General features: G+C 69.1%; 13 protein-coding genes. 3 read left to right on the top strand and 10 right to left on the bottom strand.

Translation table 11 applies throughout. The features are described from left to right. Nucleotides 1-6 precede the first annotated feature (6 nt). The 10 genes from AC5Y4C_RS18730 to AC5Y4C_RS18685 form a co-directional block, all read right to left on the bottom strand. A complete protein-coding gene (locus AC5Y4C_RS18730) occupies nt 7-390 on the bottom strand; it encodes a PPOX class F420-dependent oxidoreductase (protein WP_499908153.1) in 384 nt (127 codons plus the stop codon). Nucleotides 391-393: 3 nt separating this feature from the next. Next, a complete protein-coding gene (locus AC5Y4C_RS18725) occupies nt 394-777 on the bottom strand; it encodes a PPOX class F420-dependent oxidoreductase (protein WP_499964467.1) in 384 nt (127 codons plus the stop codon). 102 nt (nt 778-879) lie between these two features. Beyond that, the gene (cobN, locus tag AC5Y4C_RS18720) at nt 880-4,449 is read right to left on the bottom strand and encodes a cobaltochelatase subunit CobN (protein WP_499949275.1); all 3,570 of its coding nucleotides are present in this window, start codon (nt 4,447-4,449) and stop codon (nt 880-882) included. Nucleotides 4,450-4,452: 3 nt separating this feature from the next. Continuing rightward, nucleotides 4,453-4,788, bottom strand: coding sequence for a hypothetical protein (locus AC5Y4C_RS18715; protein ID WP_499908150.1), 336 nt, complete (start codon nt 4,786-4,788; stop codon nt 4,453-4,455). A 91-nt stretch (nt 4,789-4,879) separates the two neighbouring features. Further along, complete coding sequence (locus tag AC5Y4C_RS18710; protein ID WP_499949278.1) at nt 4,880-5,536, bottom strand: HD domain-containing protein; 657 nt, start codon at nt 5,534-5,536, stop codon at nt 4,880-4,882. Beyond that, complete coding sequence (locus tag AC5Y4C_RS18705; protein WP_499964468.1) at nt 5,529-6,005, bottom strand: hypothetical protein; 477 nt, start codon at nt 6,003-6,005, stop codon at nt 5,529-5,531. The genes AC5Y4C_RS18710 and AC5Y4C_RS18705 overlap by 8 nt, the downstream gene beginning before the upstream one ends. A 1-nt stretch (nt 6,006) precedes the next feature. Next, entirely contained in the window at nt 6,007-7,263 is a 1,257-nt protein-coding gene (locus tag AC5Y4C_RS18700) for a DUF58 domain-containing protein (protein WP_499908687.1), read from the bottom strand. 13 nt (nt 7,264-7,276) lie between these two features. Next, a complete protein-coding gene (locus AC5Y4C_RS18695) occupies nt 7,277-8,245 on the bottom strand; it encodes an AAA family ATPase (RefSeq protein ID WP_499908147.1) in 969 nt (322 codons plus the stop codon). Beyond that, the gene (locus AC5Y4C_RS18690) at nt 8,242-8,727 is read right to left on the bottom strand and encodes a hypothetical protein (RefSeq protein WP_499908146.1); all 486 of its coding nucleotides are present in this window, start codon (nt 8,725-8,727) and stop codon (nt 8,242-8,244) included. The genes AC5Y4C_RS18695 and AC5Y4C_RS18690 overlap by 4 nt, the downstream gene beginning before the upstream one ends. After that, the gene (locus AC5Y4C_RS18685) at nt 8,724-9,674 is read right to left on the bottom strand and encodes a DUF4129 domain-containing protein (RefSeq protein WP_499964469.1); all 951 of its coding nucleotides are present in this window, start codon (nt 9,672-9,674) and stop codon (nt 8,724-8,726) included. Before AC5Y4C_RS18685 ends, AC5Y4C_RS18690 begins: the two co-directional genes overlap by 4 nt. A gap of 42 nt (nt 9,675-9,716) precedes the next feature. Between AC5Y4C_RS18685 and cobG the strand changes: the two genes are divergently transcribed. Genes cobG through AC5Y4C_RS18670 form a run of 3 tightly spaced genes read left to right on the top strand, consistent with a single transcriptional unit; the run spans nt 9,717 to nt 12,923 of the window. Beyond that, nucleotides 9,717-10,826, top strand: coding sequence for a precorrin-3B synthase (cobG, locus tag AC5Y4C_RS18680; RefSeq protein ID WP_499964470.1), 1,110 nt, complete (start codon nt 9,717-9,719; stop codon nt 10,824-10,826). Nucleotides 10,827-10,836: 10 nt separating this feature from the next. Beyond that, nucleotides 10,837-11,457, top strand: a complete 621-nt coding sequence (locus AC5Y4C_RS18675; RefSeq protein WP_499949291.1) for a precorrin-8X methylmutase — start codon at nt 10,837-10,839, stop codon at nt 11,455-11,457. After that, on the top strand, nt 11,454-12,923 hold the full coding sequence (locus AC5Y4C_RS18670; RefSeq protein ID WP_499964472.1) for a precorrin-2 C(20)-methyltransferase: 1,470 nt from the start codon (nt 11,454-11,456) through the stop codon (nt 12,921-12,923). Before AC5Y4C_RS18675 ends, AC5Y4C_RS18670 begins: the two co-directional genes overlap by 4 nt. Nucleotides 12,924-13,153 lie beyond the last annotated feature (230 nt).

Below are 13,153 nucleotides of genomic sequence, written 5' to 3'. Positions count from 1 at the left end.
CGGTTCCTAGCCGGCCGGGGTGATCTCGAGGCCGACGTGCACCTTGTCGATGCCTCCGCGCAGCAACGTGTGCGCGTAGAACCACCACGCGTGATACCAGTAGCGCTTGAGGATCGCTTGGTAGACCGCGTGCGTCTCGGATTTCGGAAGTACCCGCGCGACGGCTTCGACCGGGTCGCTCTTGGGCTTGCCGAGGCCGCTGCTCTTGGCGATGGTGACCCTCGGGGTGTTGCGAATTCGCTTCACCTTCCAGGAGTCGTCGTCGGTGATGACGAGCAGTCGGTCACCGTCGCGAACCGCCCAGATCGCCGACGGTTTCGGCCTGCCGTCCTTGGTGAACGTGGTGAGCAGGATGTACTCGGAGCCGGCGACGTCGTCGAAGGTGGTCATCTGTCAGGCCGCCTTCAGCTCGAGGCCGACGTTCTTGCGCATGCCGCCGCGCACGTACTTGCTGAACAGGTTGAACACCTTGCCCATCAGGCCGTAGCGCTTGCCGATCGCGTCGTACACCAGATTCGTCTGCGACCTGTCGAGGATGGTCGCGGTGGCGTCGACGGGGTCGCTTTTCGGAGTGCCCTTGACGTCACAGGCGGCCAGTGTGACGCGGGGGTTATTGCGGATTCGCTTGACCTTCCAGGAGTCGGCTTCAGTGATGACGAGCAGCCGGTCGCCATCAGGTGCTGCCCAGATGGGCGTCGGCTTGGGCCGGCCGTCCTTCGTGAACGTCGTCAGCAGGATGTACTTGGACTTGGCGACGTCCTCGAATGTGGTCGGCACCGCTCCAACCTAGCGGTGCGGTCGCGGCTCCAGCGAATTCAACGCTATGCAGAGAAAGTGCGAGAAGGGCACGCCATAGCGTTGAATTCGACGCGAAACTGCTCAGGCTTCGAGCTCGCCCTCGGTTTCCAGCAGGACCTGCTTGAGCCCGTCGACCGTCGCCGCCTGCGGTTGTGCCCACATGCCGCGGCTGACGGCTTCGAGCAGCCGCTCGGCCATGCCGTGCAAGGCCCATGGGTTGGACTCCGCCATGAATTTGCGGTTCACGTCGTCGAAGACGTACTGCTCGGCCAGCCGCTCATACATCCAGTCCGCCACTACGCCTGCGGTGGCGTCATAGCCGAAGAGGTAGTCGACGGTGGCGGCCATCTCGAACGCGCCCTTGTAGCCGTGGCGTCGCATCGCGGCCATCCACCGCGGATTGGTGACGCGGGCACGAAAGACCCGCGATGTCTCCTCCGCCAGGCTGCGGGTGCGCACCGCCTCAGGACGGGTGTTGTCGCCGATGTAGGCCGCCGGGTCGCGGCCGGTGAGGGCGCGCACGGTGGCCACCATCCCGCCGTGGTACTGGAAATAGTCGTCGGAGTCGGCGATGTCATGTTCGCGGGTGTCGGTGTTCTTGGCCGCCACCGCTATTCGCCGGTATTGCCGAGCCATGTCATCAGCCGCCGGCGCACCGTCGAGTCCGCGGCCGTAGGCGAACCCGCCCCACGCCGTGTAGACCTGGGCGAGGTCGGCATCGGTGCGCCAGGCGCGGCTGTCGATCAGCTGCAGCAGCCCGGCGCCGTAGGTCCCCGGCTTCGATCCGAAAACCCTTGTGGTTGCCCGTCTTTCGTCGCCGTGCTGAGCCAGATCGGCCTGGGCGTGGGCGCGGACGTAGTTGCGGTTCGCGGGTTCGTCAAGACCGGCCGCCAGTCGCACCGCGTCGTCGAGCATCGCCACCACGTGCGGGAAGGCGTCTCGGAAAAAGCCCGAGATGCGCACTGTCACGTCGATACGCGGCCGGCCGAGCTCGGCGAGGGAGATCGCTTCCAGTCCCGTTACCCGCCTCGACGCCTCGTCCCACCGCGGCCGGATGCCGAGCAGCGCAAGTACTTCGGCGATGTCGTCGCCGGAGGTGCGCATCGCCGACGTGCCCCACACCGACAGGCCGACCGACCGCGGCCAATCGCCGAACTCGTCGCGGTAGCGCGCCAGCAGTGAATCTGCCAGTGCGGCACCGGTTTCCCACGCGAGCCGCGACGGCACGGCCTTGGGGTCGACGGAGTAGAAGTTGCGTCCCGTCGGGAGCACATTGACCAGCCCGCGCAACGGCGAACCCGACGGTCCGGCCGCGATGAACCGCCCGTCCAGCGCGCGCAGCACCTGCTCGATCTCGGCCGCCGTGGAAGCCAACCGCGGCACCACCTGCGTGGCGGCGAACCGCAGGATCCGCGCGACATCCGGCTGGTCGGTCAGGCCGTCCACGGCCGACGGATCCCAGCCGGCTTTCTGCAATCCGGCCAGCAGAGCCCGGGCGTCGGCTTCGACCGCGTCGACGTCGGCACGGTCGGTGGCGTCGTCGGCGAGTCCCAGGGCTTGCCGCAGACCGGGCAGCGACTGGTCGCCCGCAAAGAGCTGCCGGGCCCGCAGAATCGCCAGCACCAGGTCCAGCAGCTGTTCGCCTTCCGGCGTACGACCGAGAATGTGCAGCCCGTCGCGGATTTGGACGTCCTTGATCTCGCACAGCCAGCCGTCGACATGCAGCAGGATGTCGTCGAACTGCTCGTCGGCGGGCCGTTCGGTGAGGCCGAGGTCGTGGTCGAGCTTGGCGGCTTGCAGCAGCGTCCAGATCTGCTGCCGCACCGCGGGCAGTTTCGCAGGGTCCAGGGCAGCGATGTTGGCATGCTCGTCGAGCAGCTGCTCCAACCGAGCGATGTCGCCGTAGCTTTCGGCCCGCGCCATCGGGGGGATCAGGTGGTCGACCAGCACCGCGTGCGCACGCCGTTTGGCTTGCGTGCCCTCCCCCGGGTCGTTGACCAAAAACGGGTAGATCAGCGGCAGATCGCCCAGCGCAGCGTCGGGACCACACGCTGCCGACATGCCGAGAGTCTTGCCGGGCAGCCATTCGAGGTTGCCGTGTTTGCCCAGATGCACGATCGCGTGGGCTTTGAATCCCGTGCGCAGCCAGTGATATGCGGCCAGGTAGTGGTGGCTGGGCGGCAGGTCGGGATCGTGGTAAATCGCCACCGGGTTGTCGCCGAATCCGCGGGGCGGCTGCACCATCAGCACGACGTTGTCGGATCGTATTGCGGCGACGACGATTTCGCCGTCGGGATCGATGCTGCGGTCGACGAACAACTCGCCGGGCGGCGGCCCCCAGTGCTGCTGCACCTGTTCGGCGAACGACCGGGGCAACGTATCGAACCACTCGCGGTAATCGCGGGCCGCCACGCGGATCGGGTTGCCGGCCAGGTGTCCCTCGGTCAGCCAGTCGGGATCTTGTCCCCCGCGTTCGATCAGCGCGTGCATCAGCGCGTCGCCATCGCCCGCATCCAACCCGGGAATGTCACCGATCCGATAACCGTGCCGGCGCATCGCGTCCAGCAGCGCAATCGCGCTTGCCGGCGTATCCAACCCGACGGCGTTGCCGATCCGCGCGTGCTTGGTGGGATAGGCGGAGAACACAACAGCCACCCGCTTGTCGCCCGGCGCAACGCGGCGCAGCATCGCCTGCCGCATCGCGATCCCGGCGACTCGGGCGCACCGCTCGTCGTCGGGCACGTAGGAAATCAGTCCTTCGTCGTCGATCTCCTTGAACGAGAACGGAACTGTGATGATCCGGCCGTCGAATTCGGGCACCGCCACCTGGCTGGCTACGTCGAGAGGGCTCAGCCCGTCGTCGTTGGACTCCCACGCGGCCCGCGGGCTGGTCAGGCACAGCCCCTGAAGGATCGGAATGTCAAGGGCGGCAAGGTGTTCGACGTTCCAACTGTCGTCGTCACCCCCGGCCGATGCGCCGGCGGGAACCGCTCCGCCGGCCGCCAGCACAGTCACCACCATCGCATCGGCGGCCGCCAGCGCTTCGATCAATTCCGGTTCGGCGGTCCGCAACGATGCGCAGTACACCGGAAGTGCGCGACCGCCGGCGTTCTCGATGGCCCGGCACAGCGCCTGCACGTAGCCGGTGTTGCCGGCCAGATGCTGTGCGCGGTAGTAAAGCACCGCGATCGTCGGCCCGTCGGCATGCGGCGACGCCCAGTCGAGCCGACCCCACGTCGGCGACGGGGTGGGCGGCGCGAAGCCGTACCCCGTCATCAGCAGGGTGTCGGACAGGAAGGCGTGCAGTTGGCGCAGGTTCTCGACGCCGCCGTGGGCCAGGTACAGGTGCGTCTGCACCGCGATCCCGGCGGGCACCGTAGAACGGTCCATCAAATCCGCGTCCGGTGCCTGCTCACCGCTTACCAGCACCGTCGGCACGCCACTGGCCCGCATTGCGTCGATGCCGTCTTGCCAGGCTCGGTACCCGCCGAGGATGCGCACGACGGCCACGTCGACGCCAGCGAGCAGCTCCGGCAGCTCGTCGATGTCCAGCCGAGACGGGTTCGCCCACCGGTATGCGGCCCGGCTGGAGCGTGCCGTGATGAGGTCGGTGTCAGAGGTGGACAGCAGCAGGACGGTCGGGGCGGGCACCCGTCATTCGTACCCCACCGCGGCCATCGAGGGCGGGGTGACCACAGCCGGAGGGAGCGCGCGAGGCGGACGCGGCGGTTCCACCTGCACCTTGGCCGGGTCCGTGCCCTCGTACACACCGTCGAGATACACGTCGCACCACTTCTTGCCGTCGATGTCCTTGTAGCAGCACTTCGAGAAGCGGCTGCCGTTGCTGACGGTTGTGGTGTACGTGCCGTTCGCGGCCGCGCATTCGCTCTTGATGGTGGACTCCGACAGCGCGAAGGCCGCAGGAGCGGTGGCGATCATCGCACCCGCGGCGCCAGCGACGATCAGCAGTCCAACGTGAAATTGCTTCATGGTCGTCTCCTCTGTGTGGGGGCGATCGTTCGATGGAACGCCTCACAGGTAGGAGCGAGCCGCCTCGATTCGGTGACAGTTTTTCGGCGGATCAGATTTTTCGCTGACCCGACGTTTCCTCGAGGGCTTTCAGTTCGTCGGCCATGTTCGCTCGTGCGCGCGACTCCCATCGGCTGCGCGCCAACGACGTGTGAAACAGCCACGACGCGGCCAGCAGCTCGTGGAGGATGCGCGTGCGCCCGGCGCGGAACTCGGCGTCGCCGACGTGGCCGTACTCGGCTCTGACCGCGGCGCTGTTGGCGCGGTAGCGATCCGGTTCGATGCCCAGCACAGCAAGATCCGCATCGCACAGTGCCTCGCCGTTGCGGTCACCCTTCTGCGGATGGTGGCCGACCGTCACGCGCACCAGGCGCGCCACCTCCGCGACCAGCGCCGGGTCCACGCCGAGGGCGGCCAAGTCGGTTTCTGCCCGCTGTGCGCTGCGCTCCTCGTCGTCGGAGCGGCCCTGAAAGACCGCGTCGTGATACCAGGCCGCCAGCCGCACAGCGTCGGGGTCTTGCGCGTGGTCGGCCAATTCCTCGACGTGAGTGAGGACTTCGCGCAAGTGCGCCAGCGTGTGGTAGCGCCGGTGCGGCTCGGACCATGACGCGATCAGCGCACGCCCGGTCGCCTCCGCGGCGGGGTCGCAAGTGTGCCGCGCAAGCAGATCGTTCCAGGCGCGCACAAGATCCTCTGCGTCATCAGCCATGCCGCTGCCCTTCACCGGCCTGCTGGCCACGCTGGAACGGCAGCAGTGAGAGCAGGAAGATCGCCACCGCGACGGGAGGAGCGACCAGCGGAAGCCAAGGCAGCTCGACCGGCAGCACGGTGGCGACGATCCCGACGAACGTGAACCCCACCATCCCGATCACGGTGGGCAGAGTACTGGTCACGATGTCTGCTTCCGCCGCGTGCCTCAACACCAGATACGCCGCGGCCGAAAGGCCCGACAGCGCCGCGAACGTCGGTGCCGGGTCGGACAAAGCGACAGCGGTGCCCGCGAGCAGCACGCAAAGAGTTGCGGCGGAGCGGTATCGGAGCCCGAGGACCACGGTGACGGCGGCCACGACCGCAGCGATGGTGCCCGCGGTGCCCGCGCCGTTCCACGCGGCGGCAGTCATCAAGAAACCGAACGCCGTCGAAAACATCAGCGCGCCAGGCTGATTGCGCGTGTTCATCTCAGCGCCTCGCCGCCGGGTGCAGGTGGTCGGGTACCAGACGCATCGACTGGTCGAGGGTGACATCGGCCGGCCACGACACCACGTCGACGCCGATCACGCCCATGTCCCGGTACATCGCCGACCGTTGCAGCGCCCACATCCGCGTGATGATCGGATCCTGCTCCTGCTCGAACGGTGCACCCACGAGCACGTCGACTGCCACCACGGTGTGGCCGCGTCGCCGCAGGTCGAGCAGCGCCAGCGCAAACTCCGTGTCGAGCAGTGTGGAGAACGCGACGACGATGGCCCCGGGCGGCACGGCCGCTCGCGGTGCCAGCGTCCCGGTGCTCACCTCGTATTCGTTACCGGCGGCCAGGATCGCGTCGAGCACCCGGTAGAACTGGCGCCGACCGATGTCGGCGCCCAGCCATCGCGGCCGGCGCGCCCCGAGGGTGACGATCCCGGCCCGGTCGCCGTTGCGCAACGCGGTCTGCACCACCTGCACCGCACCGCGAACCGCGCGCTCCATGGCGTCGGTCGCCGGACCGGCGGCCTGCGTGCTGGTGTCGATCAGCACCACCACGTCGGCGGCACGGTCGGTCAGCCGCTGCGTGACGTGCAGGCTGCCGCGCCGGGCGCTGACCGGCCAGTTGACGGTGCGTAACTGATCCCCCGGCAGATACGGGCGAACGTCGGCGTATTCGACGCCCGGCCCGATGTGCCGGGTGAGGTGGGTGCCGAGTCGATCGGGTAGCTCGGTGCGCGGCAGGCCCGTGGACTGCGGCGGCGCGGTCGGGAACACGAAGATGTCGGCCACCTGCACCTCCGCCGACCCTGACAGCAGGCCGCCTGCACACAGCGCATGCAGCCGCGCGGACAGCGGATAGCGGCCCCACCGCTGCGCCCGGGCGGCCACGTTCTTCGCGTAGACGGAACTGTCTTCGAGTACGTCGAGCTCCATCCCCTCTGGCGCGGTGACCTCCAACTGCACGGCGACGTCGTCGGCCTGTGCGGTCACCCACACGCGGGCGTGCGCCGGTTCGGATTCGAAGCAGCGGACCAACGCCGGTTGGGCGTGCGCCCGGACCGCCGACGCTCGTCGTTGCCACGGAATCGAACACAGCACGCCCAGCAGCGGCGCCACGAACGCGATCAGTGACGGCCGAGATGCGAGCACCGCCGCGCCCAGCCCAAGCGCCACACACGTGGCGATTGCTCGACTCAGAGGTGATGGCCCCCAACGGAACTCGACTTCCTCGATGCGGTGGTCAGCCAGGCCCGCGGCGATGTCAGTCACGTCGACCGTGCGCCCGGGGCACCGGCAGCCGCGCCAGCAGTTGTTCCACCACGTCGGAGCCGTGGACGCTGCGGACCCACATCTCCGGCCGTAAGCTGATCCGATGCGAGATAGCCGGCACCGCAAGGGTTTTGACGTCCTCGGGGATCACATAGTCACGGCCACACAGCAGAGCGCGTGCGCGGGCCAGCTGGACCAGGTCGAGCTCAGCGCGCGGGCTGGCGCCCACGGCGACCTGCGGATGGCTTCGCGTGGCCGCGGCCAGCGACACCACATAGTGCAGGATGTCGTCGTGGACGGTCACCTGCTCCACCGTCTCCCGCATCGCGAGGACGTCGTTGGCGTCGACGACCTGGTTGACCGCCGGTTGCGCCGACCCTCTGTCGAGCCTGCGCCGCAGCATCGCGGTTTCGTCGCGCTGGGACAGGTACTTCAATTCCAGCTTGATCGCGAAGCGGTCGAGCTGGGCTTCCGGCAGCGGGTAGGTGCCTTCGTACTCGATCGGGTTGTCGGTGGCCAGAACGATGAAAGGTAATGGCAGCCGGTGCGTCTCACCGTCGATGCTGACCTGCTCCTCGGCCATGGCCTCCAGCAGCGCGGCTTGGGTCTTCGGTGGCGTGCGGTTGATCTCGTCGGCCAAGAGCAGGTTGGTGAAGATCGGGCCACGGCGGAATTCGAACCGGCCCGACTGCATGTCGTAAACCGTCGAGCCCAGCAGGTCCGCCGGAAGCAGGTCCGGGGTGAATTGGACGCGGGTGAAGTTCAGGCCCAGCGCTGAGGCGAACGAGCGTGCAATCAGCGTCTTGCCCAGTCCGGGAAGGTCTTCGATCAGGACGTGCCCGCCGGCGAGCACGGTGGTCAGGATCAAGGTGAGCGCGGCACGCTTGCCGACGACCACGCGTTCGATCTCGTCGAGCACCGCCTCGGCGTGGGCGGTGGTCACCGTCGCCGGCATCGTCATACTCGTTCCAATCGCTCCAGGATGTCGTTGAGCGCGCTGCGGCCTGGACCAGGTGTGTGGCGCTCATTAAGCGCGACGTTGCTGGGATCGACCCACTGCCAGAGTTCGTCACCGAACAGCATCCGGCCGGTAGCCTGCATGGCCGCCGGGTCCTTGGTCGCCCGCTGCCCGGTGGCGAGCATGAATTCCCTTGCCAGCCTTGGCCTTAGATGCCGGTCCCAGTCCGCACGGCTGGAGTCGGCCCACCGGATCATCGATTCGGTGCGGGCGATCCAGCGCCGCATCGACTCTGCGGGCCCGTCCTGCTCACGCTCAGGCGTCTCGGTGGCGGGAACCCGCACAAGCAGCCGACGCGCTTCCACCAGCACCAGCGCCGCGACCCCGCCGGCGATCCACGGCACCCAGCGGTGTTCGACCATCGTCAACGCCAGTACCTCCGTGGCCAGCACCAGTCCCAGTCCGATCAGCGCCACCTTCGTCATACCGCGCTCCTGAGCTCGGCGAGCACCAATTCCAGTGCCCGCACGGCGGTTTCGCGATGCTCCTCCGTCATGACGTGCGGACTGAACCGTGCCTCGGCGAACAAGTCGACCAGATCTGTCGCGGCGCCGGGGTGAACGGCATGGTGCTCGACTGCCCGGGCCAGCACTTCGGAAGGGGTGTCCGACTCTTGCGGCACCACGCCGGGGGCGTTCGCCAACGCCTGCTCCATCGCCGCGTAGCACGCGATGATCGCCTCGCGGGGTTCGCGGCGCAGGTCGCCCATCGCGGCCAAACCGCGTTCGGCGGCCAGCGCCAGCGATTGCGGCTCCGACGCCGCAGGCGCCGCCTCTGCGGCGGCGTCGTCGAGCGGCAGCGGCGGCACAGGGCCGCGGCGGTGCCGGCGCAGCGTGATCACGGCGCCGATGCCCCACAACGCCAGCATGACCATCGTCGTGGCGAACAGGTACCAGAACAGGCCGCTCTGCTCTGCCGGCTGGGCGGGCGGCGCGGGGGGCGGGGTTGGTGTGGGGGTGGCGCCGGACGCGCTGCTGGTCGGAGCCGACGTCACCGACGGTGTCTCCAGCCGGATGTCGAGGCGCAGCAGCACGATGACGACGGCCAGCCATGCCACCAACACGGCCAGCCCGATCAGCAGAATGCGCCGGGTGGGCCGCCACCGCTCGCCGCTGCGGCGCCGAGGCAGCTGTTTGGAGGTCGGCGCCTCGGCGCGGGGATTGCGAAGCACGGTGACGATCGCCAGCGTGATGATCGCGACGGCGACCGCGAGCAGCGCGATCACCGCGACCATGGCCGCCGGGTTGTCGGTGTGCTGCTCCTGCGTGCGGGCCGCTTGGCCCGGCAACCGCCCGCGCAGCGCGACGCCGGCGAAGACCACCAGCGTGATCAACGCGACCACGCGCCCCGTCGCCCTATCGATACCGGGCATCATGACCCATCGTGGCACGTCCGGGTCGCTTACGGTGGACGGATGCGCACCCGTGACGTCGACGCCTGCCCCGGCGCGCTGTCGGTGCACCACGCGGCGGACGGCGCGCTGGCCCGCATCCGGCTGCCGGGCGGAATGGTCTCCTCGGCGCAGCTGCAGGCACTTGCACGGGTGGCCGCCGACGTCGCGTCGCCGGCGATGGAGCTGACCTCGCGCGGCAACATTCAGATCCGGGCCATCACCGACGAAGCGGCCGTCGCGCAGGCGGCGGCCGCGGCCGGCCTGCTGCCGTCGGCCACCCATGAGAAGGTGCGCAACATCGTCGCGTCGCCGCTGTCGGGGCGCGTGGGCGATCACCCTGATGTGCGGAGTTGGGTTGCCGAGCTCGACGAGGCGATCATGGCCGAGCCGTCGCTGGCTTCGGTGGGCGGCCGGTTCTTGTTCAGCATCGACGACGGCCGTGGCGACGTGTCAGGGCTGTGCGCGGACGTCGGCGCCCATGTGGTCGACGACGATGCGGTGGCGCTGCTGCTCGCCGGACGCGACACCGGGGTGCGGCTCCCGTTCTCCGAGGTGGTGACGACGCTGGTGACGGTGGCGACCCGGTTCGCCACACTGCGTCAGAAGGCTTGGCGCATAAGCGAATTGGATGATGTAGCACCGCTGGTTGCCGGATTCCGGAGGTCGGCCCACGCGGCAGTGGCATGGCCGACCGCCGCTGAGCCCCCGGTCGGCTGGCTGCCGCAGCGCGACGGCCGGGTCGCGTTGGGCGCGGCAGTGCCGTTGGGGGTCCTGCAAGCATGCGTCGCCGAATTTCTCGCCGCAATCGAGTCGCCGATGGTCGTCACCCCGTGGCGGTCGGTGCTGGTGTTCGACCTCTCCGAGCACGTCGCCGACACCGCGCTGCGGGTGCTGGCGCCGATGGGCCTGGTATTCGACGCGAACTCGCCGTGGCTGTCGGTCAGCGCCTGCACAGGCAGCCCGGGATGCGAGCACTCGCGCGCCGACGTGCGCGCCGACGCGGCTCGGCTGGTCGCCGACGGGTTCGGCGGTCATCGCCGCTACGTCGGCTGCGAGCGGGCGTGCGGCAGCCGCCCTGGCGACGACGTCTGGGTGGCCACCGGTGACGGATACCGGCGCCTGCCTTCGTAGGGTGAGCGGCGTGCTCGACTACATCCGCGACCCCGCCGAGATCTACCGGCAGTCGTTCGCGACGATCCGTGCCGAAGCCGATTTGTCGCGGTTCCCCGACGACGTCGCGAACGTTGTCGTCCGGATGATTCACACCTGCGGTCAGGTCGATCTGGCGGAGCACATCGCCTTCACCGACGACGTCACCGCCCGCGCCCGCGCGGCGCTGGCCGCCGGCGCGCCAGTGCTGTGCGACTCGTCGATGGTGGCCGCGGGCGTGACGCGGCTCAAGCACGGCAACGAGGTGGTCTCACTGGTGGCCGATCCCCGCGCCGCCGGCCTGGCCGCCCGACTGCACACCACCCGCTCGGCCGCCGCAGTCGAACTCTGGGCCGATCGGCTGGGCGGGGCGGTGGTGGCCGTCGGCAACGCGCCGACAGCGCTGTTCCGGTTGCTGGAACTGGTCGACGACGGCGCGCCGGCACCGGCGGCCGTGCTCGGCGGGCCGGTCGGATTCGTCGGGTCGGCGCAGTGCAAGGACGAACTGATCGCCCGCCCCCGTGGCATCGCCTATCTGGTGGTGACGGGCCGGCGGGGCGGCAGCGCGATGGCCGCCGCCGCAGTCAACGCCTTGGCGGGCGGGCCGGCGTGACCCGCCGCGGCACATTGTTCGGTGTCGGGCTGGGCCCGGGCGACCCGGAGCTCGTCACTGTCAAGGCCGCCCGCGTCATCGGCGCGGCCGACGTGGTGGCGTACCACAGCGCGCGCCACGGGCGAAGCATCGCGCGCGGCATCGCCGAACCGTACCTGCGGGCCGGGCAGATCGAAGAGCATCTGGTCTACCCGGTGACCACCGAGACCGTCGACCACCCGCGCGGCTATGCCGGCGCGATCGAGGACTTCTACGCCGAATGCGCCGAGAAGATCGCGGCACATTTGGACGCCGGGCGGGATGTTGCGCTGCTGGCCGAGGGTGATCCGCTGTTCTACAGCTCCTACATGCACATGCACACCCGGCTCACCGAGCGCTTCGACGCGGTGATCGTGCCGGGCGTGACGTCGGTGAGCGCGGCGTCTGCTGCGACCGCGACGCCGCTGGTGGCCGGCGACGAGGTGTTGTCCGTGCTCCCCGGGACACTGCCGACCGCCGAGCTGGCCCGGTATCTGGCCGACGCCGACGCGGCCGTGGTGCTGAAGCTGGGACGCTCCTATCCCGCTGTGCGAGAAGCACTTTCGCTTGCCGGCCGACTTGACGACGCGTATTACGTCGAGCGGGCCAGCACCGGTGCGGAGCGGGTGTTGCCGGCCGCGGAGGTCGACGGCGCGTCGGTGCCGTACTTCTCGCTGGCCATGGTGCCCGGTGGTGCGCGCCGATCCGCGGTGGGCGGAGTCGCCGTGGTGGGGCTCGGACCCGGGGCGCCGGAGTGGATGACGCCGCAAAGCCGGCGCGAATTGGCGGCGGCCACCGACGTGATCGGCTACGGCCCGTACCTGGACCGGCTGCCCGAACGGCAGGGGCAGCGCCGCCATCCCAGCGACAACACCGACGAGCCCGCCCGAGCCCGGCTGGCCTGCACGCTTGCCGAGCAGGGCCGCGCGGTTGCGGTGGTGTCGTCCGGCGATCCGGGCGTGTTCGCGATGGCGACCGCGGTGCTCGAGGAGGCCAAGCAGTGGCCGGGTGTGAAGGTGCGGGTGATTCCGGCGATGACCGCCGCACAGGCAGTCGCCTGCCGTGTCGGCGCGCCGCTGGGACACGACTATGCGGTGCTGTCGCTGTCGGACCGGCTCAAGCCGTGGGAGGTGATCGAAGCCCGGCTGATCGCGGCCGCGCAAGCCGACTTGGTGCTGGCGATCTACAACCCGGCGTCGAAAAGCCGCACCTGGCAGGTAGCTGCGATGCGGGATCTGCTGTTGGGCTACCGCGATCCGGGCACACCGGTGGTGATCGGGCGCGACGTGTCGGGACCGCACGAAGACGTGCGTGTGGTGCAGTTGGCCGACCTCGACCCCGCGTGTGTCGACATGCGCTGCATGCTCATCGTCGGTTCGTCCCAAACCCAGTGGTACTCAAGCGATTCCGGGGATCGGGTGTTCACCCCGCGCCGCTACCCAGCCTGACGCGTACGGGTGACATCATTGCGCGGTCCAAGCCGGGGCGCTCATGTGATTGTTGTCTTGACCGGCGCGGAAGCCACTGAATATGTTGGCTACCTCGATGGTATGCAGCGGTGTAGCCCTGTCTGAGTGAGGCGCGATGGACCATGACCTACGTGGCCAAGGGGTCCGTCAGCTGCCTGGTGAAGGACCGCGCTGGACTGATGGACCCAAGCCGTCGATCTGATTCGGTT

The sequence above is a fragment of the Mycobacterium sp. NGS35 genome (assembly GCF_059812855.1).
The sequence above is the reverse complement of the archived record's forward strand: the minus strand, read 5'-3'. Positions and strand labels throughout refer to the sequence as shown.